This window comes from Adhaeribacter terrigena, assembly GCF_016623615.1.
Lineage (GTDB): Bacteria > Bacteroidota > Bacteroidia > Cytophagales > Hymenobacteraceae > Adhaeribacter_A > Adhaeribacter_A terrigena.
In genome coordinates this window covers 80,199-106,776 of sequence record NZ_JAEHFX010000011.1, presented here as the reverse complement: position 1 = coordinate 106,776, position 26,578 = coordinate 80,199, and the positions used below count along the sequence as shown (strand labels likewise).

General features: G+C 46.5%; 22 protein-coding genes. 8 read left to right on the top strand and 14 right to left on the bottom strand.

Going from position 1 to position 26,578, the window contains the following annotated elements; translation table 11 throughout:
• Positions 1-57: 57 nt before the first annotated feature.
• Together I5M27_RS17315 and I5M27_RS17310 are read right to left on the bottom strand one after the other, a co-directional pair.
• Positions 58-834, bottom strand: coding sequence for a ParA family protein (locus tag I5M27_RS17315; protein WP_200507646.1), 777 nt, complete (start codon positions 832-834; stop codon positions 58-60).
• A gap of 22 nt (positions 835-856) precedes the next feature.
• Entirely contained in the window at positions 857-1,537 is a 681-nt protein-coding gene (locus I5M27_RS17310) for a metal-dependent hydrolase (protein WP_200507645.1), read from the bottom strand.
• A gap of 190 nt (positions 1,538-1,727) precedes the next feature.
• Here I5M27_RS17310 and I5M27_RS17305 point away from each other — a divergent pair, with 190 nt between their 5' ends.
• Positions 1,728-3,284, top strand: coding sequence for an ABC transporter substrate-binding protein (locus tag I5M27_RS17305; protein WP_317193621.1), 1,557 nt, complete (start codon positions 1,728-1,730; stop codon positions 3,282-3,284).
• 75 nt (positions 3,285-3,359) lie between these two features.
• On the opposite strand, the gene I5M27_RS17300 is transcribed toward I5M27_RS17305, so the two are convergent.
• The 3 genes from I5M27_RS17300 to I5M27_RS17290 all read right to left on the bottom strand — a co-directional run bounded on the left by I5M27_RS17300 (position 3,360) and on the right by I5M27_RS17290 (position 7,492).
• A complete protein-coding gene (locus I5M27_RS17300; RefSeq protein WP_200507644.1) occupies positions 3,360-3,857 on the bottom strand; it encodes a DUF6438 domain-containing protein in 498 nt (165 codons plus the stop codon).
• 158 nt (positions 3,858-4,015) lie between these two features.
• A complete protein-coding gene (gene yidC / locus I5M27_RS17295; protein WP_200507643.1) occupies positions 4,016-5,848 on the bottom strand; it encodes a membrane protein insertase YidC in 1,833 nt (610 codons plus the stop codon).
• Between the two features lie 15 nt (positions 5,849-5,863).
• Positions 5,864-7,492 carry a CTP synthase gene (locus I5M27_RS17290; protein ID WP_394369095.1) on the bottom strand — a complete coding sequence of 543 codons (1,629 nt, stop codon included), beginning with the start codon at positions 7,490-7,492 and terminating at the stop codon, positions 5,864-5,866.
• A gap of 365 nt (positions 7,493-7,857) precedes the next feature.
• On the opposite strand from I5M27_RS17290, the gene cphA reads away from it, so the two are divergent.
• Positions 7,858-10,485, top strand: a complete 2,628-nt coding sequence (gene cphA / locus I5M27_RS17285; protein WP_200507642.1) for a cyanophycin synthetase — start codon at positions 7,858-7,860, stop codon at positions 10,483-10,485.
• Positions 10,486-10,658: 173 nt separating this feature from the next.
• Here the strand turns inward: cphA and I5M27_RS17280 are convergent, their stop codons facing one another.
• From I5M27_RS17280 to I5M27_RS17240, 9 genes are all read right to left on the bottom strand, one after another.
• Positions 10,659-11,000, bottom strand: a complete 342-nt coding sequence (locus tag I5M27_RS17280) for an STAS domain-containing protein (RefSeq protein ID WP_200507641.1) — start codon at positions 10,998-11,000, stop codon at positions 10,659-10,661.
• A 534-nt stretch (positions 11,001-11,534) separates the two neighbouring features.
• The gene (locus I5M27_RS17275; RefSeq protein WP_234462582.1) at positions 11,535-13,670 is read right to left on the bottom strand and encodes a dipeptidyl peptidase 3; all 2,136 of its coding nucleotides are present in this window, start codon (positions 13,668-13,670) and stop codon (positions 11,535-11,537) included.
• Positions 13,671-14,171: 501 nt separating this feature from the next.
• The gene (locus I5M27_RS17270) at positions 14,172-15,344 is read right to left on the bottom strand and encodes an AMP-binding protein (protein WP_234462581.1); all 1,173 of its coding nucleotides are present in this window, start codon (positions 15,342-15,344) and stop codon (positions 14,172-14,174) included.
• 126 nt (positions 15,345-15,470) lie between these two features.
• Positions 15,471-15,845: a fluoride efflux transporter CrcB gene (gene crcB / locus I5M27_RS17265; RefSeq protein WP_200507640.1), complete on the bottom strand. Its 375-nt coding sequence runs from the start codon at positions 15,843-15,845 to the stop codon at positions 15,471-15,473.
• A gap of 114 nt (positions 15,846-15,959) precedes the next feature.
• Positions 15,960-16,784, bottom strand: coding sequence for a 1,4-dihydroxy-2-naphthoyl-CoA synthase (menB, locus tag I5M27_RS17260; protein WP_200507639.1), 825 nt, complete (start codon positions 16,782-16,784; stop codon positions 15,960-15,962).
• Positions 16,785-16,978: 194 nt separating this feature from the next.
• Positions 16,979-17,446, bottom strand: a complete 468-nt coding sequence (locus I5M27_RS17255) for a DoxX family protein (RefSeq protein ID WP_234462580.1) — start codon at positions 17,444-17,446, stop codon at positions 16,979-16,981.
• Positions 17,447-17,680: 234 nt separating this feature from the next.
• The gene (menD, locus tag I5M27_RS17250; protein WP_200507638.1) at positions 17,681-19,372 is read right to left on the bottom strand and encodes a 2-succinyl-5-enolpyruvyl-6-hydroxy-3-cyclohexene-1-carboxylic-acid synthase; all 1,692 of its coding nucleotides are present in this window, start codon (positions 19,370-19,372) and stop codon (positions 17,681-17,683) included.
• On the bottom strand, positions 19,350-20,603 hold the full coding sequence (locus I5M27_RS17245; RefSeq protein WP_317193620.1) for a chorismate-binding protein: 1,254 nt from the start codon (positions 20,601-20,603) through the stop codon (positions 19,350-19,352). Before I5M27_RS17245 ends, menD begins: the two co-directional genes overlap by 23 nt.
• Before the next feature lie 5 nt (positions 20,604-20,608).
• Positions 20,609-21,028, bottom strand: coding sequence for a hotdog fold thioesterase (locus I5M27_RS17240; RefSeq protein ID WP_200507637.1), 420 nt, complete (start codon positions 21,026-21,028; stop codon positions 20,609-20,611).
• A 60-nt stretch (positions 21,029-21,088) separates the two neighbouring features.
• Here I5M27_RS17240 and I5M27_RS17235 point away from each other — a divergent pair, with 60 nt between their 5' ends.
• The 6 genes from I5M27_RS17235 (at position 21,089) to I5M27_RS17210 (ending at position 26,519) form a co-directional block, all read left to right on the top strand.
• Positions 21,089-21,709, top strand: a complete 621-nt coding sequence (locus tag I5M27_RS17235; protein WP_317193619.1) for a histidine phosphatase family protein — start codon at positions 21,089-21,091, stop codon at positions 21,707-21,709.
• 146 nt (positions 21,710-21,855) lie between these two features.
• Complete coding sequence (locus I5M27_RS17230) at positions 21,856-22,464, top strand: hypothetical protein (RefSeq protein ID WP_200507633.1); 609 nt, start codon at positions 21,856-21,858, stop codon at positions 22,462-22,464.
• Positions 22,465-22,644: 180 nt separating this feature from the next.
• On the top strand, positions 22,645-23,208 hold the full coding sequence (locus I5M27_RS17225; RefSeq protein ID WP_200507632.1) for a hypothetical protein: 564 nt from the start codon (positions 22,645-22,647) through the stop codon (positions 23,206-23,208).
• 150 nt (positions 23,209-23,358) lie between these two features.
• Positions 23,359-25,095 (top strand): pyruvate dehydrogenase complex dihydrolipoamide acetyltransferase, encoded by a 1,737-nt coding sequence (locus tag I5M27_RS17220; protein ID WP_200507631.1) that lies wholly within the window; start codon positions 23,359-23,361, stop codon positions 25,093-25,095.
• 298 nt (positions 25,096-25,393) lie between these two features.
• On the top strand, positions 25,394-26,011 hold the full coding sequence (locus tag I5M27_RS17215; protein WP_200507630.1) for a CsgE family curli-type amyloid fiber assembly protein: 618 nt from the start codon (positions 25,394-25,396) through the stop codon (positions 26,009-26,011).
• A 79-nt stretch (positions 26,012-26,090) separates the two neighbouring features.
• A complete protein-coding gene (locus tag I5M27_RS17210) occupies positions 26,091-26,519 on the top strand; it encodes a curli production assembly/transport component CsgF (RefSeq protein WP_200507629.1) in 429 nt (142 codons plus the stop codon).
• Positions 26,520-26,578 lie beyond the last annotated feature (59 nt).

The following is a 26,578-nucleotide window of genomic DNA, read 5'->3' as shown; positions in this document are numbered from 1 at the left end:
TGTTTTTAGGTTAACAAATTTTAACCATTCAACAATTCAACCATTTAACCATTAAAATTACTTCGCCAACACGGCGTTTTTCTCGGCTATTTCGCGGGCCAGGTTCAGGTAGCTGATTGCGCCTTTGCTGTCGGCATCGTGCATGATGGCCGGCAAACCAAAGCTCGGCGATTCGCTTAGCTTTACGTTCCGGGGAATGATGGTATCGAACACCATTTGCTGGAAATGCAGTTTTACTTCTTCCACCACCTGGTTGCTCAGGCGCAGGCGCACATCGTACATGGTCAACAGAATGCCCTCAATTTCCAGCTGCGGGTTTAAACGCGACTGAATGATCTTGATGGTGTTCAGTAATTTACCCAGGCCTTCGAGCGCAAAATACTCGCACTGCACCGGAATAATTACCGAATTGGCTGCCGTTAAAGCATTTACCGTGATCAGACCCAGGGAAGGAGAGCAGTCAATGATCACGTAATCGTAACGGTCGGCTACGGCACGCAAAACTTCCCGCATTTTTTCCTCGCGGTTCGGCAGATTGATCATTTCCACTTCAGCACCTACCAGGTCTATGTGCGAAGGCACCAGGTCCAGGTAATCGATATTGGAATGAACGATGATGTCGTCGATGTTTACGCCGTCTACCATGCATTCGTAAATGCTTTTGGATATGTCGCCGGGGTCGTAACCAATACCGGAAGTTGCGTTCGCCTGCGGGTCGGCATCAACCAGCAGCGTTTTGTATTCTAAAGCGGCCAGGCTGGCTGCTAAGTTGATAGCTGAAGTTGTCTTGCCAACACCGCCTTTCTGGTTCGCTACAGCAATTATTTTTCCCATCTTAATCTTCTACTCGCTTTAATTATAAAGTAATGGTCTGGCCGATCTCCATAAACTGCAGAGCTTTGCCCGACTTTTTCGCCGTTTCTGATACCGTTTCCTTTTCAACTTTAATGGGCGGGAAGGTATCGAAATGCATGGCAATCACATTTTTGGCTTTTACCCAATGTGCCGCGACCATCGCATCCGAAGCATCCATGGTATAATGGCCACCCACTGGCAACAATGCGTAGTCTATGGCAAACTGTTCCCCGATTATTTTCATATCGTAGGTTAGCGCCGTATCGCCGGCAAAGTAAACCGTTTTTCCTTCGGCTTGCACCACATAGCCCGCCGGATGACCGCCATACGTACCATCGGGCAGGGAACTGGAATGAATGGCTACTACCATTTTAGCCGTGGCTGAATGCAGTTTTACCGTGCCGCCGATGTTCATCTCGATGGCTTCCGTAATGCCCTGTTTTGCATACCAACCGGTAATTTCGGGCTGGGCTACAATTTTGGCGTTGTTTTGATTGGCCAGCGCTGCAGCATCGGCCAGATGGTCGCCGTGGGCATGTGAAAGCAGAATAAAATCGGCTTTAATGCTTTTCAGGTCGATGTCTTTTGCCAGCGGATTCTGGGAAATGAATGGGTCGAAGAGAATCCCGGTGTCGCCGGTTTTCAATAAAAAGCAGGAATGGCCGTAGTACGTTAGTTCCATAAAAATTTTAGCGTTGCTCCACCGTTATTACGGGAATATGCTTTAAACTTGCACAAAGTTAAGACAATTGAAAGTAAAGTTTTCAACAAAAGTTTTCAACAAACGGGGTATAAGTGCCTTGTTAAGTGGCGCCCTTTTCCTCGCTTTTTCGGCCTGTAACAGCCAAAAGGAGGCTGAAAATGATAAACGCGTGTTTCGCTACAACCAACCCGAAGCCCTGAGTTCGCTCGACCCGGCTTTTGCCCGGAACCAGGCTAACATCCGCGCCATCACGCAACTCTATAACGGCCTGGTAGAACTCGACGATAGCCTGAAGCCCGCTCCGGCCATTGCCCGAAGCTGGGACATTTCGCCGGATGGTTTACGGTATACGTTTCATCTGCGGTCGGATGTCTATTTTCACGACAGTCCTGTTTTCCCCAACGGCAAAGGGCGCCGGGTTATTGCTCCAGACTTTGTATATAGCTTTAACCGTATATTAAACCCGGCCACGGCCAGTACCGGCGCCTGGATCTTTAACGGAAAGGTGCTGGAAAGTGCTAAAGGAATAGTTTCGGATACCGCTTTTAAGGCGTTAAACGACAGCACCTTATTGGTTTATCTGACCGAGCCTTTTATTGCCTTTACTGAGATTCTGAGCATGCCTTATGCCTTTGTGGTGCCACAGGAGGCAGTACAGCAATACGGCAAAGATTTTCGGGAGCATCCGGTAGGCACGGGGCCTTTCCGGTTTAAACTCTGGGACGAAGGCAATGCGCTGGTCTTTCATAAAAACCCGAACTACTGGAAAAAAGATAAAGCCGGAAACCAATTACCATACCTCGACGCGGTGCATATTTCCTTTATTACCGATAAAAAAATGGAGTTCATCAATTTCCAGCAAAAGAAGCTCGATTTCCTTTCCGGGATTAAAGAAGGTACCCGCGATATTATTCTGCAACCTGACGGCAGTTTACAGCCCGATTTTTCAGGGAAATTCACGGTTCAGAAAGCCCCTTATTTAAATACCGAATACATCGGTTTTCAGCTCGATCCGCAAAACCTTAAAACCAAGCCGGTTTCGGATAAACGCGTGCGGCAGGCTTTGAATTATGCCATCAATAAAAAGGAGATGATCCGGTATTACCGCAATGGTTTGGGAATTCCGGGCAATTCGGGCATGGTGCCGCCTTCGCTGCCCAGTTTTAACGACAGCCTGGTAAAAGGCTATGGTTTTGATCCGAAAAAGTCGCGGGAATTATTGAAAGCTGCCGGTTACGATTCTAAGAATCCGTTTGAAATAAAACTGAGTACCGTGGCCGAGCACAAAGAACTGGCCGAGTATTTTCAGAAGAAATGGAGCGACGTGGGCGTGAAATGCGAAATCGAGATTAATCAGGCGCCGGCGCACCAGGAACAAGTTGATAACGGCCGCTCCACTTTCTTTATGAAATCGTGGCTCGGCGATTACCCGGATGCGGAAAACTACCTGGCACTTTTTTACAGCAAGAACTTTTCGCCGGCCGGGCCCAATAAAACACACTTCAAAAACGCCCGCTACGACGAATTTTATGAAAAAGCCAAACTGGAGCAAAACCTGCAGACCCGCTGGAAACTTTACCAGGAAATGGATAAGATCGTGGTTGAAGAATGCCCGGTAATTGTGCTCTTCTACGACGAAGTGCTGATGCTGACTCAGAATAATATTGAAGGCTTAACCGCTAACCCGATGAATACCCTGAAGCTGGAAGCCGTTAAAAAACGCTAGGGTTTGAGCCCGGAAAACTCAGCAATAAAAAAAGCCGCTCAGATCTGAGCGGCTTTTTTTATTATGTCTATATTCTTACTCTTCTTTCGGCGGACCGAAATTTACGTCCAGGTTCTTTTCTACGAGTTGCGCAAGATCGTTCAGATAAGCATCCAGCGCCTGCGGCCCGCCTTCGGTATAGGTTACTTTTTTGGGTTTATTGTTTTTGTAGAGCGTAATTTCTCTTGCCGGATAATCGGGAATAAGTGATTCATAGTTGTCTTTTAGTTGGAAAAAGCCCAGCTGTTCGCCGCGTTTCCAGAGTTCCTGCGCTTCTTTGCGGGAGATCCGGAAGGTTCGTTGCACCTTCGGTTTGGCGGGCGGCTGCGCGGTTACCAGCACATTGCCATCGGTTTTGAATTCAGCCCGGTAAACGGGGCAGAAGCCGAAACACTGTTTCTTTTCGAAAATGAGGAGTGTTTTAGCCGGGCTTTGTTTTCGGGAAGCCTGGGCGCTGGTATTGCCGTTTTTTCCGATGATGAGCAGGGTGAACAGTAATGTGAACATTACCAATCCGGTCCGGAACTGTTTCATAGTGTTAGGTTTTTAGCAAGAGTGAGATTACAAATAAAATCATTTATTAGCAAAACGCTATACTTTCAGGCACAAAAACTATACCTTAAAACAGTAAATCAATAAAAAAGCCTTCCCGAACTTCCAGGAAGGCTTTTTTTGGTTGGAATAATGCAAAACTATTTTTTTGCTTTCTTCTGCTTGTTTTTCTCTGCTTCTTTTTCAGCGGCCAGGCGCATGGCATCCTGCATCCGGGCGGCAAAACCACCGGGCTTCTTATCTTTCAGCTTCGTTTTGTTTTCTTCCAGTTTCATCCGGATCTTATCGTCGTCTACAAACTTACGGATCACGGCCTGCTGACCGAAGGTTACCAGGTTGGAAACAAAGTAATAGAAACTCAGACCAGCCGGCATGGTATTGATGATGAACATGAAAATGAACGGCATCAAATAACTGTAGAATTTCATCGGGCCCTGCATGGTGCTGATCTGGTTATTTCCCCAGGTATAGAGAATGGTAGAAGCCGTCATCAGCAGGGTGAACATACTTACGTGGCTGCCATAAAAAGGAATGGTGAATGGCAGTTTGGCAAATACATCGTAGGTAGAAAGGTCATGCGCCCATAAGAATGCTTCCTGGCGGAGTTCGATCGAGTTCGGGAAGAAACTGAACATGGCAAACAGGATCGGGATCTGCAACAGCATCGGGATACAGCCACTCATCGGGTTTACGCCCACGCTTGAGTAAAGCTTCATGGTTTCCGACTGCGTTTTCTGCATGTCGTCCGGATATTTTTCTTTAATGGCATCAATTTCCGGCTTCATCACCTTCATTTTCGCCATCGAAAGATAAGACTTGTAGGTAAGCGGCGTCAGGATCAGTTTGATCAGCAATACCAGGATCACGATGATAATGCCATAGCTGGCAATGTGATTTTCCAGTAAATGGAACACCGGAATTACCACAAAACGGTTTATGTAACCAAATACACCCCATCCTAACTCCAGGTTTTGCTCAAATTTATCGGAAACGTGTTTCAGAACAGAAAAATCGTTCGGACCGAAATAATACGTGAACTCTGCACCGCTCAACACATCTTTCTGCGGGATAGTAAGCGCAGTAGCAAACGTTTTTACTTCGGTAGAATCGGCCTCATTCAGGGAGCTGGTAAATTTACCATTCTCGAACTGGTTTTTGGCAATAATACCGGCGGTAAAGAAGTTCTGCTTATTGCCGATCCATTTTACCGGCTCCTGCAATTCCTCTTCTTCCGTGCTGTTCCCGGTCAGTTTGGTAACGTCTTCGTCCATGGTCATAAAGTTCAGGGAAGAATGGTTACGGTTCTGGCTCAGGTCCATTTCCAGCTTTTTCAGGCGGTCTTTCCAGGTAAAGGTTAACGGCTGGTTGGCTGCCAGCAATTGTTCCACGCCTTTAAAGGTCAGCTCGTAACCCAACAGGAAAGTGCCGTCGGTCAGGCTGTAGGTTTGCTCCACATATTGGCCTTCACCCAAGGTAGCACGGAAGGTCTGTACCTGGGTTTTGCCGGATTTTGCCGAAATGGTATTTACCGGGCCCGGAGAAAAATAAAGGTCCGATAGTTTTATTTCCTTGCCTTCACGGGTTTTAAACGCAATGTCGGTGTGGCTGCTAACTCTGTCGAACAGGATCAGCGGCTTCTTATCGAAGGTTTTGTAGTTCTTCAGCAATACTTCTTCTACCGCGCCGCCTTTGGTGGTAAAAGTAACTTTCAGATTTTCGTTCTGAAGCAATACCGTTTTGGCTTCGCCGGTTGCTGCGGCGCCGAAAGATCCTAAAGCGGCCCGTTGCTGCGCCATGGTAGCGGAATCGAGCGGCGCCCCGGTTTCCTGCACCGTAGAAGCAGTAGTACTGGCGGTTGGCTGAGCTTTGGTATCAGTTTTTGGTTTCACCTCCTTTTCAGGCGGAAAAACAAAAAGGTAAATAAGTAAGAGCGCGGATATCAGAAATAATCCGACTGCCTGGTTACGATCCATTAGTTAAATTTAAAATTAAGCAATATTCTTTTTCGATTTGGCGTATTGTATGGCCGCCCGAACAAATTTCACGAACAGCGGGTGCGGATTCTGCACCGTACTTTTCAACTCCGGGTGGTATTGTGCCGCCACAAACCACGGATGGTTCTGCAACTCGATCACCTCTACCAGTCCGGTATCCGGGTTAATTCCCGATGCTATCATGCCGTTTTCTTCAAAAGCCTTTAAGTACTTGTTGTTGAATTCGTAACGGTGGCGGTGGCGTTCGGTAATTTTTGGCTTGCCATACGCAGCAAACGCTTTGGAGCCTTTCTTCAGTTCACAAACGTAAGCGCCTAAACGCATGGTGCCGCCCATCTGGGTAATTTCTTTCTGGTCTTCCATCATATCTATAACCGGATTTTTGGTTTCCGGTTCCATTTCGGTGGAAGTTGCATCTTTGATATTCAGTACGTTACGGGCAAATTCAATGGCGGCGCACTGCATGCCCAGACAGATCCCGAAGAAAGGAATGTTGTTTTCGCGGGCATAGCGGATGGTTTCTATTTTACCGTCGAAACCACGCTGGCCAAAGCCCGGTGCAACCAGAATACCATCCAGATTTTTAAGCTGCGAAGCTACCGTTTCGCGGTCAATGTGTTCCGATTGGAAGGTCTTAAGTTTAACCTTGCATTCGTTTTGCGCGCCGGCATGGATAAATGCCTCGATGATGGATTTATAGGCATCGGGCAGTTCCACATACTTACCAACTAAACCAATGGTAACTTCTTCGGTCGGGTTTTTCAGGCGGCCCAGGAATTCTTTCCAGGCATCCAGATCCGGATCGGTAGTGCCACCGGTCAGTTTTAGTTTTTTAATTACGCGTTCGTCCAGCTTTTCTTTTTTCATGAGCAGCGGCACGTCGTAAATGGTCTCAGCGTCTAAGCTTTCAATCACCGAGTTGATCTGCACATTACAGAACAAGGCAATTTTCTTGCGCATTTCCATCGGGATTGGGTATTCGGAACGGCAAACCAGGATATCGGGCTGCACGCCGGCTTCCGAAAGTGCTTTCACGGAATGCTGGGTGGGTTTGGTTTTCAGTTCGCCGGCCGCTTTCAGGTAAGGCAGAAGCGTTAAGTGAATTACCAGCGAATCGGAAGGAGGAAGGTCCCAGCGCAACTGCCGTACCGATTCAATGAACGGCAAAGACTCGATATCGCCCACGCAACCGCCAATTTCGGTAATTACCACGTCGAATTCGCCGCTTTCACCTAAAAGCAGCATGCGGCGCTTGATCTCATCGGTGATATGCGGAACCACCTGCACGGTTTTGCCCAGGTAAGCGCCCTGGCGTTCCTGGGTTATTACGTGGTGGTAAATTTTGCCGGTAGTAACGTTATTGGCCTGCGAAGTAGCCGTATTCAGGAAACGCTCGTAATGTCCCAGGTCCAGGTCTGTCTCCGCGCCATCGTCGGTCACAAAGCATTCGCCGTGTTCATACGGGTTCAGGGTTCCCGGATCGATGTTGATATAAGGATCGAATTTCTGGATGGTTACGGAAAAGCCTCTGGCTTGCAGAAGTTTAGCCAGGGATGCTGAAATGATGCCTTTTCCTAAAGAGGAGGTAACGCCGCCGGTTACGAAGATGAATTTTGAAGCCACAAGTTTGCTGTTAGTCTTATGGACTGCAAAGGTAACGTTTATATTGGAAAAACCCCCGAAATACTTTTTTCTTCGTTAAACCTACCGTTTTTACCGTCTGCTAACATAAACAGACCTTACATGAAATAAGAATAACTTAAAGGCCTCGGTATTGCGTATAGGCAATAACTGGGTTTATCTGAATTTCAAACTTAAAAGAAAGGCCGCCTATTCATCTTACGCAGTTTAGCAACGTCCCCGATTTTTCCAAAAACGCTATCATTTTCGCGCTGAAAACCTGAAACCTGAAATGCCACGCTGCCGTACGGCGGTGCAAACGTACTTACAAACGCATCACATCTTAAAAAACTACATAACGCTCTTTCATGAAAGTTGCAGAATTGCGCATTATGCGCGGGCCGAACTACTGGTCGGTTAAACACCCTAAAATTATTGTTCTTAAAGTTGATCTGGAGGAATTAGCAGAAGTAAAAACCAACGAAGTTCCTGGATTTGCCGAGCGCCTGGAGGCCTGGTTCCCGGCCATGTACAAGCACCGCTCCAGCGAAGAAATGGTAGGCGGTTTCTTTAAAAAAGTGCGCGAAGGCACCGATTTCAGCAAAGTAATTCAGCACGTTGCCCTGGAATTGCAAACCATGGCCGGAATGGATAGCGGTTTCGGCCGTTCCTGCAAAACCGATATTCCGGGCGTTTATACCGTCATTTTTTCGTACCAGGAAGAACGTGCGGGCGAATATGCGGCCAAGGCGGCCATGCGCATTACCGAGGCTCTGTACCACAACCAGGTTTACGACGTAAGCCAGGACATACACGAATTGCACCAGATCCGCGAATCGGAACATTTCGGGCCAAGCACCCAATCTATTGTAGACGAAGCGGTTAGCCGCGGGATTCCTTATCTTACCGTTCCTAATACTTCCATTATTCAGCTGGGTTATGGCGTAAACCAGAAACGCATAAAAGGCACCATGACCTGCAGCACCGGCGAATTTGCCGTGGCCATTGCCGGCGACAAAGACCTGACCAAACGGATGCTCGACAATGCCGGCGTTCCGGTCCCGAAAGGCGTAATCATTCATTCTGAAGAAGAACTGAAAGAAGCCGTAGAAGAGATAGGTTACCCATTAGTTATTAAGCCTTTAGACGGAAATCAGGGAAAAGGCGCCAGCATTAACGTTACGCAGTGGAAGGATGTGTTAACAGGTTTTCAGGAAGCCCGAAAAATTTCGGAAGCGGTAATCGTGGAGAAATACATCAAGGGTTTCGATTACCGGTTGCTGGTTATAAACGGCAAATTTGTAGCGGCTGCCAAACGCACTCCGGCCGCCATTACCGGCAACGGAAAATCGACGATCAAAGAACTGATAGATGAAGTTAATAAAGATCCGCGTCGAGGGGTAGGCCACGAAAAAGCGCTGACCCAGATACACTTAGATAAGGATACTTACACCATTCTGGAAAATAAAAACCTGACGCTCGAAAGCGTACTCCGGAAGGACGAAATTCTGTATCTTAAAACCACGGCCAACCTGAGCACCGGCGGAACAGCCACCGATGTGACGGATCTGTGCGACGAATACAATATTTTAATGGCCGAGCGGATCGCGGGCATTATTGGCCTCAATATTTGCGGCATCGATGTGATGACTTCCGATATTGCCATTCCTTTAGATGAAGCCGGCGGTGCCGTAATTGAAGTAAATGCTGCGCCTGGTTTCCGGATGCATATATCACCGACTGACGGCTTGGCCCGCAATGTGGCCGAACCGGTTGTGGATATGCTTTTCCCGCCGGGAAGTAAACCGAGTATTCCGATCGTGGCTATAACGGGTACGAACGGCAAAACCACCACCTCCCGCTTAATTGCACACATGGTAAAATACATGGGTTTCAGGGTTGGTTTTACCACTACCGATGGCATTTATATCCAGGAGAAACGTTTGGTTAAAGGCGATACTACGGGCCCGAAAAGCACCGAATTTGTGCTCAGCGACCCGAGCGTGAATTTTGCCGTGCTGGAATGCGCCCGGGGCGGTATGCTGCGTTCCGGTTTAGGATTCCGGACCTGCGATGTGGGTATTGTAACGAATGTTGCCGCCGATCATTTAGGATTGGGCGGCATTAATTCGGTAGAAGAAATGGCCTTGGTGAAATCGGTTATACCGCGCACGGTGCACAAAGATGGGTACGCTATTCTGAATGCCGACGATGATTTTACCTACAAAATGGCCGAAGGACTGGAATGCAAAGTTGCCTATTTCAGTATGGACGACGTGAATCCGCGGATACTGCGCCACATTGCCAAAGGCGGTTTGGCGGCTGTTTATGAAAATGGCTACATCAGTATCTACAAAAATACTTACAAGATCCGCATAGACCGGGCAGCCGATATTCCGCTTACTTTTGGCGGCCGCGCTACGTTCAATATCCAGAATGTGCTGGCAGCTGTGCTGGCAGGTTACGTAAACAAGTTCAGCGTAGACGATATAAAAATGGCTTTGCGCACGTTTATTCCGTCTTCCAGCAAAACGCCGGGCCGGATGAATTTATTCCAGTTCCCTACCTTTGAAGTGCTGGTAGATTACGCGCACAATGCGGCTGGTTTGCAAGCCGTAGGGGAATTCCTGAAAAGGACCGAAGCCAATAAAAAAATAGGCGTTATATCTGGAATTGGTGACCGCCGCGACGAAGATACCCGCGAACTTGGCAGACTTGCGGCTGAATATTTCGATGAGATCATCATCCGGCAGGACCGTGATCTGCGGGGCCGGACCGGCGAAGAAATAAATGGCTTACTGAAAGAAGGCATTTTTAGCGTGGATCCGAACAAAAAAGTGATCGAAATTGATAACGAAATGCGCGCCATTGCTTTCAGCCTGGAACATGCCCGCCGCGGATCGTTCATTTCCATATTTACAGACGACGTAACCGAAGCGGTAAAAATGGTAGAGAATTTTAAAACCATCCAGGACCGGCGGGTGCTGGTAGATTAAGATTCAGGATATAAACCGATAAAAAAGCTGCTTCAGAAACCTGGAGCAGCTTTTTTATTTCATTACACTAATAACCGGAAGGCAGCTGTCGCAAATCTTTATTTTAATTAAGCGCGATACTTTTTTGCCTGAAAAGCCTAGCGTTTTTTAGTTTAAATATTTCTTTACCGGGCTTAGACCTGCGAATTCTGATCCAGGGCGGTTTCTAAATTAGGCACTATCCGTACCAAGTCATCGAGGCCCAGAATGGTAAAAACATTTCTGATCTTTGAATTTAATCCAAAGAAAAGCAGGTTTATATTTAAAAGTTTAAAATTGTTTAAATGCGAAAGAAACACGCCCAGGCCAGCCGATGAAATGTAGCTGATCTCGGAACCATCTATCCAAATCTGTTTTGGGTGCTTCTGGGTAAGGCGAACTAATTCGTGATCTACCAGCACAGCATTGCTGGCATCTAATTCGCCGCATAACTTTATGATGCTTACTTCCGCTTGATTTTGGGTCTTGATATCCATACTCATCGAATTCAAAAAAATTAAGATCCATTTTCAAAGTAGTAACGTGCAACAGATCGTTTCAGAATATTTCAGGCGATCTTGGTTTACTCGGATACTTTACTGATACAAAGATGACAGTATTATATTTTACCGGGAAATTTTTTCCGCCAACTGAATAAATTTGGGTGTTAAAGGAATAATTTTGCCTATTTCGTTATATGGTAAATCCTAATATTTAATGGAAAATCAATTTATACTGTTTTACTATCAGGCATTTGTACCGGGGTGTTTTTAATTCCCCGCGTTATGAAAATGGAAGATTTAGTTTGATCCGACTTTATTACGGATTGTTTCCAGGAAACTTGTATTGTATTAATTGAATATTAACATAAAGCGCATAATTTTAGGTGCCGGTAATTAGGATGCAGCTTCCAGAACAGGCGGGTTTCAGATTTTCTGTTGTGGTGCAGGCTCTTCGGGTATTAAAAATGAAAAAGCCCTGAAAGAAGTCTTTCAGGGCTTTACTTTTTTAGCTGAAAACGATAGCGTTTTTTAGTTTACGTGGGGCAGGTGCGAATAATTTTTACCAAACTCAAGCATTTGCTGGGTGAAGTCGGCCGGATATTCGATCTTAACATCTACCATTTTACCGTTTTGCATTACCGGCGTTAATTTAGGCTGAATGAAACCGGAATAAGGCGGAATATTCAGTTTTGCGTAACGGGCCAACACTTCTTTGTGCAGTTCCTGGTCCACTTTCACGCCGTAGGTTTCTACCAGCTTTTCAGCCGCCTTGTAATCGCCTTCGGAAGTTAAGCGCTGTAATTCCTGGAGCTGCTGACCAAAAATGCCACGCAGTTTGTTGTAATCGTTCACTACGAAATAGGTTTTGCCATCGCGTACTTTTTTCTCGATCACGTTTTCTTTTTTACCAAGTTCATAAGCCCATTTTGCAACCATCTGGCGGTTACGCATGTGCGCTTCTTCTACGTCTTCGCCCGGCGCTAAACGCGATAGCTGCGTCATCAGGCCGTTGCGGATGTACCCGTCGTATTCGGTTTTACCTACTTCCAGGCTTGGCATTACGCCAATCTCAACCAGTTTCGGGTCCATTACATAATACAACGCTACCAGGTCAGCGCGGCCTTCTTCTATGGTAGAGGCGTAGCTTTTCAGGGTTTGTTTTGGCGTACCAACTCCGGGGTTAATTTGTCCGGAAGCGTGGCCGATAACCTCATGCATGTCGGTATGCAGATCGCCGGCTAAACCGCCGTATTTTTTAGAACGCTCAATTTCTTCCGGGCTCCAGGCAAACTCGCTTAAGGCGCTGCCTTTAGAGCCAGCCTGGTTATAGGCATTTACAATGTTGCCTAAGTTAACCGATTTGGAACCATGATCTTTGCGGATCCAGTTGGCGTTTGGCAGGTTAATACCGATCGGGGTAGTGGGGGCGGCATCGCCGGCTTCTACAACCACGGTAATAACTTTGGCGGTAATGCCTTTTACGTTCTTCTTTTTGTGCTGCGGCAACAAAGTAGAGTTATCTTCGAACCACTGCGCCTGATCGCCGATGGCTTTAATGCGTTTGGTGGCTTCCATATCTTTGAAAGAAACTACCGATTCGTAAGAAGCTTTCATGCCCAGCGGGTCGCCGTACACTTCAATAAAGCCGTTTACCACGTCAATTGGAGAGTTTACGTCGTTCACCCAGGCAATATTGTATTCGTCCCAGGTTTTCAGGTCGCCGGTTTTGTAGTACTGAATTAATTTCGCCAAGGATTCTTTTTGAGCCGGATCGGTTGCTACTGCCTGCGCTTTTTCCAGCCAGTAAACTATTTTTACAATGGCCGGATCGTACATGCCGCCCACTTTCCAAACCTTTTCTTTTACCACGCCGCCTTCTTTTACCAGCTTGGAGTTCAGGCCGTGCGAAACCGGGGTTGGATCGTTCTTGTTCTCTTTTTTCGTATAAAAAGCTTCTACTTCTTTCTGCGTTACGCCTTCATAAAAATTGTTTGCCGAAGTAGCAACCAGATCCTGGCCGGAAGCTTGGTTAACACGTTTAGCAGCTACTTTCGGATCGAACATGATCGGCGTAAGGGTTTTTACCAGCTGGTCGGTCGTTTCGCCTTGCTGCAAAGGGAATTTAGCATTCGGTGAATTTTTTACCAGCTCCGCAAAGTACGCCTGGCTGAATTCCGGTAAAAACTTAGCAGTAGAGTAGTGGTGGTGAATTCCGTTCGAGAACCATACCCGTTTGGTATAGGTCATGAATTTTTTGAAATCTTCGGAATTGCGGTCGCCTTTATAATTTTCGGCAATGGCATCTAAGGTGCGACGGATGCGCAGGTTATGCTTGAAATTCTGATCGTAAATAATGTCGCGGCCGGAAAGGGCGGCTTCGTATAAATAATACAGCAATTCTTTCTGCTGCGGTTCAAGTTGCTCAAAACCCGGAACCTGGTAACGCAAAATGCGCACGTCGGCAAACTGATCGGTAATGTATTCGAAGTTGGGGACCTGATCAAGGGTAAGAGCACGGTTTCCGGGTTTATCTGCTATTTCAACGCGCATGTCTTTGGAAACACGCTGGTTATCGGAAGCCGTTGGGGCCGTAGCTTTGGTGCAACCGGCTAAAAGCATTCCTGCAATAATGAGCGCGGAGGCAGAATTTTTGGTGAACTTCATAATTTGTTTTAAGTCAGAAGAATTCTATTAACTATACAAATGAAACACTTTGCAATTTATTATACAAAGCCATCTTTAATTTCTGACTTTTTAGCCCGGAAATGATACCGTTTTTAAAGGTTTTTAGGCGGAGGAATGGTTGAATGAGAGAATGATTGAGTGATTGAATTAGAAAATGAGGGAATTTATGAAATGGTGGAAAAGATTGCTTTTGTTCTTCTGACTTTGTAGCGCTGAAACCTTAGCGTTTTATTAAAGCTGAAGGATTCTTATTGATTTTGCTTTGCGGGAAAAGCCGCTATGCTAAAGAGCTGAATGGAAACGCCACTGCTTGGCCTTTGCACCACAGAATGAGGTTGATGAGTTGAGGGAAAATTGAAGGTAAAAATGCTTCCTTATTTATTTTAAAAGCGTTCGATTCTGCCTTTTGAAATTTTCAAAAGATTCTAAACCTTCCATTTTTCCAATTTCCAAATCTTCAAATCTTCAAATCTTCAAATCTTAAAACCGGTGGGTTTTGCTGAAGGTTAAGGCAGCTTGCAGGGTTTGGCGGCGGTCGAGTTTTCCGGAAGTGGTTTTTTTGAATTCCGGCAGGAAAAGAAAGATTTTAGGAATTTCGTAGCGGGAAAGCACACTTTGCAGTTTTTCCCGGAGTTGCGCCTCCCGCACCTGATCCAGGAAATGATGCTCCAGCACGGCCACTACTTTTTCGCCTAATTTTTCGTCCGGAAGGGAAGTAATAAAGCTGTTGGTGGTAATTCCGAGTTGGGCCAGGGTTGTTTCCAGGGTCATTTCCACTTTTTCGGCCTGGATTTTTACGCCCCCGGAATTGATCACAAAATCCGCACGGCCCAGCCATTCGAAGGTTTCAGAATCAATAATATTTACCAAGTCGTTGGTAATGATCGTTTCAAAATTGGTTTGCGCGCCTTTTAAAATTAGGCAGCCGCGATCGTCGGTAGAAATTTCTACGCCCGGCAGGGTTTTAAAATAAGGCGAGGCATCCGGGCCATTCAGGCGTTTCAGCGCAACGTGCGAGGCCGTTTCTGTCATGCCATAGGTATGGGAAACCGGCACGGAAAGCTGGGAAATCTGCTGCTGTAAATTATACGAAACTGGCGCACCGCCGACTAATATGGCTTTCATCCGGTTAAAAAACGCTATGCTTTCGGTGCTAAAAACCAGCATTTCCTGCATTTGCATCGGTACGAAAGAAGCGTATTCAAACGAACATTCAGGAGGTAAAACAGCAAGCGGATTGGCGGTTGGTTCGATGATCGTTAGTTGCATGTCGCCTAAAAAACCGCGTACGAGCAGCATTAAGCCACCCACCGTCTCGGTATTTAAACAAACTAAGGCGCGGTCTTTTTGCTGAACGTTTAAGGCTTTGATGGTTGCCTGAGCGCTGGCTTCCAGTTGCTGGCGCGTGAGCGTAATGACTTTAGGCGCCCCCGTAGAACCGGAAGTCTGGATCGAAAATTCCTGCACCCCGTTCAGCCAGTCGCGGCAAAGTTCCAGGGTTTTGGCTTCGTAACCATTCAGCGGAATGCTATTGCGGAAAGAATAGGCCGCAATTTCATCGTAATAAAAAACTTTTCCGTTCAGCAGCAGGCTTTGCATTGGTTGGTTGTTGGTTGTTGGTTGTTGGTTGTTGGTTGTTGGTTGTTGGTACAAGTTTTTAACCGGTAAAGTTACGGCGGCAGTGGGTTTAAGCTAAATTTTAAAAAGCAGTTTAACTGAAATAAAAAGAGCCGCTGAAAATGTCAGCGGCTCTTTCCGGAATTTCTTTGCTAAAAAAGGCTATAGTTTTGCAGCTAAAAACTGCCCGCTAAAAACGGCAATCACGCAAAGCACCAGGCTCAGTACCAGGTAGATAAGCATTGTGCCGTTTTGCCCGTTTTGAAACAGCAACAGGTTTTCGTAACTGAAAGTAGAAAACGTGCTGAAACCGCCGCAAAAACCAACTGCCCAGAAAATGCGCATAACCGGCGAAAAAACCAATCGCTGCTCTGCCAAACCGACCACGAAACCTAATATAAGGCAGGCGAGCACATTGGCGAGAAAGGTACCAGCCGGAAATCCGAGCCCGGCAACCGTGTTCAGCGACCGAGCCAAGCCATAGCGCGCAAGGCTGCCTAAACCGCCGCCAATAAAAACGGCTACTATTTCTTTCATAAATAGCTTTGAAATTCAGGTTTGCGCAAGGCTTTTTTATTTGTTTTTAGCTTTTGAAAAACATTTTCCCTTCCGTTCTTCAGTTAAGAACCAAAAACGAACAACCCACAACCATTAAGGGAATTTCGGGTATTTCGAGAAGTCTGGCTGACGTTTTTCCAGGAAGGAGTTCTTGCCTTCTTTGGCTTCATCCGATAGATAATAAAGCAGCGTGGCATCGCCGGCTAATTGCTGAATGCCGGCCTGACCGTCGAGCTCGGCGTTGAAAGAAGATTTTAGCATGCGTAGCGCCAGCGGGCTTTTAGCCAGCATTTTACGGCACCATTCCATGGTTGTTTCTTCCAGGTCTACCAGCGGAACTACTTTGTTTACCAAGCCCATATTCAGGGCTTCTTCGGCGTTATATTGGTCGCATAAATACCAGATCTCGCGGGCTTTTTTCTGACCTACGATCCGGGCTAAATAAGAAGCACCAAAACCGCCATCAAAGGAACCAACTTTAGGTCCTGTCTGGCCGAAACGGGCATTTTCAGCGGCAATGCTTAAGTCGCAAACTACGTGCAAAACGTGGCCGCCGCCAATAGCCCAGCCGGCAACCATGGCAACTACGGGTTTCGGAATGCGACGGATCTGCATTTGCAAATCCAGCACGTTTAAACGCGGAACGGTATCTTCGCCGATGTAGCCACCGTGGCCGCGCACGCTCTGGTCGCCGCCGCTGCAGAATGCTTTGCCACCTTCGCCGGTTAAAATGATTACGCCCACATCCGGGTTCTGACGCGCCAGTTCCATGGCATCTATCATTTCAGAAACGGTGCGCGGGGTAAAGGCATTATGCACCTCCGGACGGTTGATGCTGATCTTGGCAATGCCTTCGTAATAAGAAAACAGAATTTCTTTGTACTCTTTCAGCGGTTGCCAGTTGTATTTACTTTCCATGCTCTTTTTTTTGAAGTTTGGAGTTTTTAGCTGCAAAACCCTACCATTTTGCAAGCGAAAATTTCAGCCTCAAAAGTAAGCAATTCTGCTGCGCTTTCACAACTGCTACGGAAATTCACAACTACGCCGGAAAGGGAAAAAAAATAGCCCGGTTCCTAGGGGGCCGGGCTATCGGGGAAGAGCACCTTTTGCGCTCAATATAAAATGTCTTTGGTATTGTCGCGGAGTTTACGGTCTAAAGATATATAACCGGAGCCGTAAAAAGCGTAAAAGATCAGTAGCATAAGGGTAATGGAAGCTTCTACCAGGTAATAATTTTCGGCGTAAATGCCTTTGCCAAAGCTGGTAAACAGTACAGCCCCGATCAGGATCGGAATTTGAAGCAGACAGGCAAAACGCGTTTTCAAACCCAGGGCGATCATCGGTCCGCCGGCCAAATGAGCGAAAGCAACCAGGTGCGCAATTCCCATAGCATAACCCTGGAAGTGGCTGATCTCGATCATGTGCTGCAGGCTGCGGTAATCTGATATGAACATAACGCCTTTAATAAAAATAAAAATCCCAAGCGCAATGCGTAAATATTCGAGCACGTATGGGTGATGTTTAACCGCCCACCGGTCAATATTCCGGGTCATGTGGTTGATATCGTCGGTAACATGCATAACCAATAAAATTTAAGTTTAACACCATGATTCACTGATTATTATGTACGGGTTATGCAGAAAAACTTCCGGAATAAAAGTGTTTTTTTAGTAAAAAGGGTTTTTGAACCGGCGAAGGGAAATGCTTTTAAATAAAAACAGCAAGCTCCATGGATGTTAAAACCGGGAAGCTTGCTATTCAGGAAATGTAAATAAGGGTTGGGGAAAATCGCGTTTTATGCTTCCGGATTACGCTTAGTTCGTTTCGAAACTGTTTTTAAATTCCTTGAAAACGGTGGCGTTGGCTAAATTCTCGGTCATTATTTCCAGAATTGCAGCGCCGTTTTGCTCATAAAACTCCGGAAGGATCTTTACCAATTCCGCTTCGGTTGCAGACTTAAAATACTTCATCCCGAAATCCCGGGCCGTATTTTCAGCCTGCAGCACTTGCCGCGTTTCGAAGTATTCGTCTAACTCCGGTTGATTGCTCGGGCCGTCGATTAAGCGGAAAATGCCGCCCCCCTGGTTATTGAAAACGATGATGCGTAAATTGGCTGGCAGGTAATTGTGCCATAAGCCGTTACGGTCGTAGAAGAAAGCCAGGTCGCCGGTGAAAATGGTCGTTAATTTTCTGCTTTCCCAGGCATTTCCCACCGTTGTGCTGGTGCAGCCATCTATCCCGCTGGTGCCGCGGTTAGCCGTTACCAGAATCTTCTTTCCTGACGGTAATCCAATTAAATTAGCGTAACGCACCGCCATGCTGTTGGCTACGTGCAAAATGCTGTTTTCCGGCAAATGTTGGAGGGCCAGCCAGTAAGCCGAAAATTCGTTAAAAGGTTTATTCTGAAAGAAATTGGTTAAATGGTTTGCCGCGCGCGCGTCCTGTTGCTGCCAGTTTTTGGCAAATTCCGGAGTAGTTTTTATGCCTGAAACGGTAGCGATTTTCCGGAAAAAACTTACAGGTTCGCAGCGGATAATTTTGGTTAGCGCCTGAAACGTATCGGCCACTTGTCCGGCGGGCTGAATATGCCAGTGCTGCAAGTTCGGCGACTTCCGTAGAAATAATTTCAGGTTTTTAGAAATAACCGATTTGCCGAATGTGATCAATAGGTCCGGGTGCAGGTTTTGCGCGGCAGGGTTTTTGGCGTTCAGGAAAACATCCTGGTGCTTAATAGTGTTTTCAGCGTTGAAATTCGAGATCACATCGCTTACCAAAACGCTATGGTTTCCGGCACAAAAACTCGTAACTGCTTCCTGTAATTCCTCATCCGGCATTTGCTGCCCAGCCACGATCAGGATCTTATTAAACTGCTGCAGTTCCGCTTTCAAAACCTCCGATTGTTTATCTGAAAGTTCCAAGGCAGGTTCCGTTTCCCGGATGATTTTCAGGTTCTTGGTGTAGCTAAAAACTTCGTCCGGATTCGGGTAAAAAGGTTCGCGCAAGGGAATATTGATGTGCACCGGCCCGAATGGAAAGGTATGCGCCAGGTTAATGGCTTCCGAAACCAGCCGGTGCGCGTGCCAGACGGCATCGGGGTGCGTAAAGTCGGCCGGAAAAGTAAAGCTTTGCTTGATGTGGTTCTGGTAAATATTCGTTTGCCGTATCGTCTGGCCGTCCTGCTGGTCCACCCATTCATTCGGACGGTCGGCAGTTAAAATCAACAGCGGAATTTGCTGGTAAAAAGCTTCGGCTATGGCCGGGGCGTAATTGTAAGCCGCCGTGCCGGAAGTGCAAACCAACACGGTAGCTTTATTCGAGATCTGCGCCATTCCCAGACCAGTAAAAGCGGCGGCGCGTTCGTCGGAAACGGTTTTTACCAGCATTTCAGGGTGGCGGGCAAAGGCTATGGTAAGCGGCGCGCAACGCGAACCCGGCGAAAGCACTACGTTTTTCAAACCCAGGCGGGCGCAGATTTCGGCAATATCAGTAACCGGTTGCAGTATCATCGGGCAGGGGTAAAATTTGCAGCGCTTTGGCTACAGTTTGCATTTTCAATTCAGTTTCCAGCCATTCTTTCTGCGGATCGGAATCTTGCGTTACGCCGGCACCGGCATATAAAATGGCTTCGTTCTTTTGCAGTTCCAGGCAGCGCAGGTTTACGAAAATGGCTGTTTCGGCGTTCACATTTACCGGACCCAGATAACCGCTGTAGTATTTCCGGTCGTAGTTTTCGTGTTCGTGTAAAAAATCTAAAGCCGCCGCTTTTGGTTGCCCGCAAACCGCCGAAGTGGGGTGGAGCAAATGCAGCATGTCGGAAGTCAGCGTCGGGAAATCGGGTTGTTCGTTCAGGTTCACGCAGAAGTCGGAGCGCAGGTGCAGCAGGTTGCCGGCAACCGCCGTTCTGGGGCCGGTTTCTACGTATTCGCGCAGGCGGATCTTTTTAAAGCAACTGATGATGTAACGCACCACCATGCTTTGCTCTTCAATTTCCTTTTGCCGCCAGATCGCATCGGCCGCGTTTTGCCCCGACACCAGTTTTTGCGTGCCGGCCAGGGCCATGGTTTTAAAAATATTATGGCGGTCTTTCTGCACCAGAATTTCCGGCGAAGCGCCCAGCCAGGTGCCGATTTTCGAAGCCGAAACCAGTGAAACAAAAGCCAGCGGATACTGCTGCGTAAGATTAATAAAACCGGCTACCGGCGAAAAATGCGGCGGTAAGGGCTGCTGCGCCGTGCGCGAAGGAACAATTTTTTCGGCCTCACTTTTTTTAATGAAAAGGATAGCGTTTTCGACCAGAGCTTCGAAATCAGAACGGGAAGTTGCCTGGATATCCGAATCAGCAACGTGCCAATTGGAATCTGTTTCCGGCGTTAGTAATTCAGTCTTTAATGTCGACAAAAATTCTTCAGCAAATTTAGAATCCGTCAGGTTATCTCCGGAAATTTCCTCGGCCTTCAGATCGGCTTCAAATAAAAGGTCTGCTTTTAAAAAATAAGCTAAATTCTTTCCGGAAACTGAAAACGGATGCATGATAAAACCGGCCGGCGCGTTTTCAAGAGGGAAATTTTCCGGGATAATTTCCTTTTCAAAAGTAACGCTGAGCTGCAGGGTGTCTTGTAAGGGCAAGCGCCAGGCGGAAAATGAAAACTGTTTCGAAACGGCCGTTTTGAACAGCGCCGCAATAATTTCTGAAACAGAAAATTCCGTATAAAAAGATTCGATTAAAAGCTTGGGCACAGTATTTATTTTTTCTCGATTACGGCCATGGTAATGCGGCTCAGGCAAACCAGTTCCTCGGCTTCGTTGGTAATGCGGATTTCCCAAACCTGGGTCGTTCTGCCTAAATGTTGCGCGGTAGCTTTGCCGTAAACAAACCCGGAACGCACGCCTTTAATATGGTTCGCATTAATTTCCAGACCTACGCAGGCGTATTTGCTTTGGTCTACCTGAAGTTGCGCACCAATACTGCCCAGCGTTTCGGCCAGCGCTACGGAAGCGCCGCCGTGCAGCAGACCCATGGGTTGGTGCGTGCGGTGATCTACGGGCATTTTGCCGCACAAATAACCTTCGCCCACTTCGGTAAGCTCAATGCCCAAGTGTTCTACCATGGTATTTTTGCGCCAGGCGTTAATTTTTTCCAGGGTATTTGCTGCTTTTTCCATGGGTAGGGCCGTAAAAACCGTAATATTGTAATTCAAGACAAAAGTAGAAGAAAATTGCCTGTGAAAAAAGTTTACCTCATCCGCCACGGCCAGACCGACTACAACCTGCAGAATATTGTGCAGGGCAGCGGGGTAGATGCGCCACTAAACGCCACCGGGCACTGGCAGGCCGAACAATTTTATAACCATTACCGCCATCTTCCTTTCGATAAAGTGTATACCTCCGTTTTGCAACGCGCGCAGCAATCGGTTTCCGGTTTTATTCAGGATGGAATTCCGCACGAAGCTTATGAAGGTTTGAACGAAATAAACTGGGGCAGCCGCGAAGGCACCAAAATTACCCTGGAAGAAGACCTGTATTACCACAACATGATCGCTACCTGGCAGGCCGGCAACACCCACGTACCTATTGCGGGCGGCGAAAGTCCGGAAGATGTTGCGCGGTGCCAGTTACCGGTGCTGGAAATGCTCAAAACCCGGCCTGAAGAAAAAAACGTGCTCGTTTGCATGCACGGCCGCGCCATGCGGGTTTTCCTGTGCCAGATCCTGAATTATCCGCTCCGCTGCATGGATACCTTTGAACATAAAAACCTGGGCCTGTACGTGCTGCATTATACCGGAAGCTTTTTCCGGGTGGCCGATTACCTGAACCTGGAGCATTTAAAGGAAAACGAAGCCTGAAAACGGTAGGGTTTGGGGCTTAAAAAGTCGGGGAGAGGCTATTTTAACCCTCAAGGTTTTTGAAAACTGTAGATTTTTTTTAGGCAATTCATGGTGGTTTTATGTTGGAATAATGATTATAGTCTACCTTTGCGCAAAAATTGAATATGCGCACCAGAGTTATTACGTTGCTCGTTATACTTTTCAGCTTTAAGGCCAACGCCCAATATTATGCGATCAGCTTAGAAGATTATTCGTTAAAGCAGCCAATCAGGGATTTTAAAATTCACGAGTTTATTGATCTACGGTTTGATCAGAGCTGTATTGGTATGGTTCAGGCCGGAATAAGGAGCAAGAAAATGCCGGCTGATTTTGAAAGTAATTTCTTTGAGGCTTTCGATACTTTTCTAACCCATAATACTGTTTTAAAGCAAGAACCTTTACCGGTAATTCTGAAAGTGAATAAGTTCATAATTTCGGAAAGAATCGAAACTACCAAGCAATATGCAACTGCCAGTATCGCATTAGAGTTTCTCGCCAAAAAAGATTCAGGCTACGTTAAACTGGCCGAAGTCAGCAGCTATGTTCAGACTTCATCCGGTGTAGATGTAACCAACCACCACGAAGAAAATATTGTTAAGGCGCTGGAAGAATGCCTGCTGAAATTTGCTGCAGTTAATATCCCGGAAAAGATTAGAACAGCAGAAATTATAAGTGCTGATCATCTGAGAGTGAACAGCTATTACCAGCTTTCGCAATTTAACCTTCCCATTTAAAAAGAAGAAAACTTAAAAAAAGGAGTTTATAATTCTTTTAGTGAATTCATAAACAATGCACCCGGTTCTACAGAAGGTCCTAAGTTAAGTGCGGAAGAAGCCCTGGAATTATTGAAATTAGGAAACAACCTGGATGGTTTATGGGGCTTTTCAGACGGTGAAACTGCTTATGTTTTGTTTATGGAAAGTTATTTTCCTTTAACCAAAAAAGACGATTATTATACCTTTAAAGCTTATTTGCCCACCATTAATAAAAGTGCCATTGCCGCAGGAAGCGTAGTTGGTGGCCTGGCTGGCGGACTGGTTGCCCATGCTTTGACTGCAAATCATGAAGAAGTGGATTTTGCCATAAATATGATTACTGGAAAGCCTGTCAGAATTCAGGATTATAATCCGCAGGCCGACATTAATAAAGCTGCAAAAATCTTTGTTTACCGGAAAGCCAGCAAACAGGCGCGTGAAAAGCTTTCGCTGTATGTGAATGATAGTCTTTATGCTGAAATTTTTCCTTTAACTTATCAGGAATTGAATTTTAAATACCCGGTTTCTGAAGTTAAAATTTGCCTGAATGGTACTGATCAACATTGTTTGAAAATTACACCCTCAACTGCTGACGCCAAATATTTAGAAGTTAGTTTGGGAAAGAAACCCGGTTCCAAACCGGAAATCTTAATTATTCCTGAAAAAGTAGGAAAATATTATTTAAACATTGTGAAGCGGCATCAGGATAAACCAAAGAAATGATTTTTCTTTATCAAAAAACGCTATCCTTTTAATCCAAAAAACTGTTTTAAACGGGACCTAATAGTTAAACCTGAACAAAAGCGGGCCGGAAGTTTGAATAAACTAATTTTCGGCCTATTTTTGGGGCAATTTAAAAGCGATACAAAACTTATGGCCGAAATAATAAGAATGCCTAAGATGAGTGACACCATGACTGAAGGTGTTATCTCTTCCTGGCTGAAAAAAGAGGGAGATACCGTAAAATCTGGCGATATTCTGGCAGAGGTGCAAACCGACAAAGCCACCATGGAACTAGAAAATTACGAAGACGGCACCCTGTTATACATTGGCCCCAAAGAAGGCGAGGCCGTTGCCGTAGACGGTATTCTGGCAATTGTAGGTAAAAAAGGGGAAGATATTTCCGGTTTGCTGCAAGAAGGCGGCAATGCTAAAGCAGAAGTAAAAGCTGAAGAAGCACCTAAAACCGAAACCCCGAAAGAAGAGACTCCCAAAGCCGATACTGCTGAAGAAGAAGCACCGAAACAAGAAGACAAAACCGAAAGCAAGCCTGCTGCTGAAAAGAAACCGGCTGCCAACGTAAATGCCACCGTGATCCGGATGCCGAAAATGAGCGACACCATGACGGAAGGCGTGATCGAGCGCTGGAACAAGAAAGTAGGTGATAAAGTGAAATCGGGCGATGTGCTGGCCGAGGTGCAAACCGACAAAGCCACCATGGACCTGGAAAGCTACGAAGACGGTACGTTATTATACATTGGCGTTGAAGCCGGCAGTGCTGCACCAATCGACAGCATTTTAGCTATTATTGGTGAAGCCGGGGCTGATTATAAACAATTATTAGACGGCGGTAATGCCAGTGCTTCGGAAGAAAAAACGGAAACCAGACCTGTAAAATCTGAAGCCGAAGTAGAAAACGCACAGACCGACAACAAAGCCCAGAAAGGCGCTGAAACGCAGGAAACCCAAACTTCCGTTCCAACCGGAAATGCACCGCAAACTGCCGCTACTGAAGAAGGCGGCCGCGTGAAAGCTTCGCCGTTAGCTAAAAAAGTAGCGAAAGATAAAGGCTACAACTTAACCGAGATCAAAGGTTCCGGCGATAATGGCCGCATTGTGCTCCGCGACGTAGAAAACTTCCAGCCATCGGCTGCCAAATCGCCACAGGCAGCTCCGGCACAAGCGCCTGCTGGAGTTGCGCCGGCCGGCGAACCGGGCCAGGAAATTCCGGTAAGCCAGATGCGCAAGATCATTGCCAAGCGTTTAGCCGAAAGCAAATTCTCTGCGCCGCATTTCTACCTCACCATGGAAATTGACATGGATAAGGCAGTAGCTGCGCGCACCAGCCTGAACGAGATTTCGCCGGTTAAAATATCATTCAACGATATGGTAATTAAAGCTGCTGCTGCCGCTTTAAAGCAACATCCATACGTAAATTCTTCGTGGCTCGGCGATAAGATCCGTTTAAACAAGCAGATCAACATTGGGGTAGCCGTAGCGGTAGAAGAAGGTTTACTGGTACCGGTTGTGCGCAACGCCGACGTTAAATCCATGAGCCAGATCGCCGCGGAAGTGAAAGATCTGGGTGGTAAAGCCAAATCGAAAAAGCTGCAGCCAAGCGATTGGGAAGGCAATACCTTTACCATTTCCAACCTGGGTATGTTTGGCATCGAGGAGTTTACCGCCATCATCAATCCGCCGGATGCCTGCATCATGGCTGTGGGCGCGATCGCGCAAAAGCCGGTGGTAAGAAACGGCCAGATTGTAGTTGGCAACGTGATGAAAATAACCCTGAGCTGCGATCACCGCGTGGTAGATGGCGCCGTGGGTTCAGCTTTCCTGCAAACCTTCAAAAACCTGCTCGAAGATCCGATCCGGATGCTCGTTTAAAAAACGCTATTGTTTTATAATAAAAAAGCCTTTCCTGCCACGGAAAGGCTTTTTTGTTTTTTATACCCAGAGCTTAACTCCGAACTGGACCAATCTGCTTTCAAATAAATAAAAAAACTGGATTTTTTGTATAGAACCTGTCGGCGCAGGTGAACGTCCGGAATGTGCCTGCCAACTACCACTTAAACTTAGTTTTACCTGTTAAGTTAAATAAATTGTTGGAAACATAATATTACTACCCGTTCGTATACTCCTGACTTGCTCTAGAATTACGCGCTTCAACTTCCAGATTTTTATTATGTTTCCTTTTAAAGCTACCGTTGTATGCCTTTTACTGGTTATGCTGTTGCCGTTCCGGGTATTCAGCCAGCAAAACGGTAGTAAAAATCCCCCTAAAACTAAGGTGCAGCAAAAGCCGGCCGGTAAATCTGCCAAAGGCGCCCCCCCCCAAAAGTCCGGAAATAAGAAAGCGCAGCCAACAAATAAGAATAATAAAAAAACAGCGCAGCCGGCTCCGGCAGCCCTCCAGAAGATCTTCGCCGATGTGTTAAAAGACAGACAGCAAAAAGCGGAAAATACGCTCAGCTTTGAAATAGACGGCTTGCTGATAGACGAAACGATTACTAAAACCGGCCACGATTTCTACGATATTTTTTACAGCAGCTGGGATGCACCGGAGCAGGTAACCAATTACACGGTCCGGATCCTGGAGCGGCCTTTACGCGGAAGGGGTTTTCAGATCATCGTATCGGTAAACGATGTGGAAATTATTGAAGAAAATCTGCAACCGCGCTACGACATGCTGGAAGAAGCTGCTTTAAGAGCTGTAGAAACAACCCATGGATACCTTTTAAATTACGAAAACCTGAAACACCAGATAGAAAGCGACGACCAGATGGGAACCGGGATATTTTAAAACGCTTTGGTTTCAGGCCCGAAAACTGTAAAAACCACGCTTGTTTATATGTTAATCAATCTTCCGAAAAAAAGAAATTATGAAAAAGCTCGCCTGTATCCTGATCGGCCTGATCAGTTTAATTTTACTCGCCCAAAAGGTTTCTGCCCAGGATTTTGTGTACGAACCCAAAAACCCTTCCTTCGGCGGCAATACCTTTAATTACCAGTGGATGCTGAGTTCGGCTACGTCGCAGAATAAGCTCGAAGACGAAAACGACCAGTTTAAAGAACTCTTAAACAACGATCCGCTGAAAAGTTTCCAGGAGCGGCTCAACCAGCAGATCCTCAATGAATTATCGAGGAGGCTTATCGCGCAGCAATTCGGGGAATCGGGTTTGAAAGAAGGTAAATTCACGATCGGGGACTATGAGATCGATATCAGTTCGGCTTCGGATGGGGTAAATGTGGTGGTGCAGGATGTTCTGACCGGCAACCAGACCACGATTTCTATTCCTAAAATGCCTTAGCGTATTTTCTGAAAGCAAGCTTCTAATCTAAACCCGATCCGATAAACTTCCGAAACTGC

Bases quoted from the DNA above. Each gene is read 5' to 3' on its own strand.
- I5M27_RS17315 (WP_200507646.1), bottom strand. From the start codon at position 834: ATGGGAAAAATAATTGCTGTAGCGAACCAGAAAGGCGGTGTTGGCAAG.
- I5M27_RS17310 (WP_200507645.1), bottom strand. From the start codon at position 1,537: ATGGAACTAACGTACTACGGCCATTCCTGCTTTTTATTGAAAACCGGC.
- I5M27_RS17300 (WP_200507644.1), bottom strand. From the start codon at position 3,857: ATGAAACAGTTCCGGACCGGATTGGTAATGTTCACATTACTGTTCACC.
- yidC (WP_200507643.1), bottom strand. From the start codon at position 5,848: ATGGATCGTAACCAGGCAGTCGGATTATTTCTGATATCCGCGCTCTTA.
- cphA (WP_200507642.1), top strand. From the start codon at position 7,858: ATGAAAGTTGCAGAATTGCGCATTATGCGCGGGCCGAACTACTGGTCG.
- I5M27_RS17280 (WP_200507641.1), bottom strand. From the start codon at position 11,000: ATGGATATCAAGACCCAAAATCAAGCGGAAGTAAGCATCATAAAGTTA.
- I5M27_RS17275 (WP_234462582.1), bottom strand. From the start codon at position 13,670: ATGAAGTTCACCAAAAATTCTGCCTCCGCGCTCATTATTGCAGGAATG.
- crcB (WP_200507640.1), bottom strand. From the start codon at position 15,845: ATGAAAGAAATAGTAGCCGTTTTTATTGGCGGCGGTTTAGGCAGCCTT.
- menB (WP_200507639.1), bottom strand. From the start codon at position 16,784: ATGGAAAGTAAATACAACTGGCAACCGCTGAAAGAGTACAAAGAAATT.
- I5M27_RS17255 (WP_234462580.1), bottom strand. From the start codon at position 17,446: ATGCATGTTACCGACGATATCAACCACATGACCCGGAATATTGACCGG.
- menD (WP_200507638.1), bottom strand. From the start codon at position 19,372: ATGATACTGCAACCGGTTACTGATATTGCCGAAATCTGCGCCCGCCTG.
- I5M27_RS17240 (WP_200507637.1), bottom strand. From the start codon at position 21,028: ATGGAAAAAGCAGCAAATACCCTGGAAAAAATTAACGCCTGGCGCAAA.
- I5M27_RS17230 (WP_200507633.1), top strand. From the start codon at position 21,856: ATGCGCACCAGAGTTATTACGTTGCTCGTTATACTTTTCAGCTTTAAG.
- I5M27_RS17225 (WP_200507632.1), top strand. From the start codon at position 22,645: ATGGAAAGTTATTTTCCTTTAACCAAAAAAGACGATTATTATACCTTT.
- I5M27_RS17220 (WP_200507631.1), top strand. From the start codon at position 23,359: ATGGCCGAAATAATAAGAATGCCTAAGATGAGTGACACCATGACTGAA.
- I5M27_RS17215 (WP_200507630.1), top strand. From the start codon at position 25,394: ATGTTTCCTTTTAAAGCTACCGTTGTATGCCTTTTACTGGTTATGCTG.
- I5M27_RS17210 (WP_200507629.1), top strand. From the start codon at position 26,091: ATGAAAAAGCTCGCCTGTATCCTGATCGGCCTGATCAGTTTAATTTTA.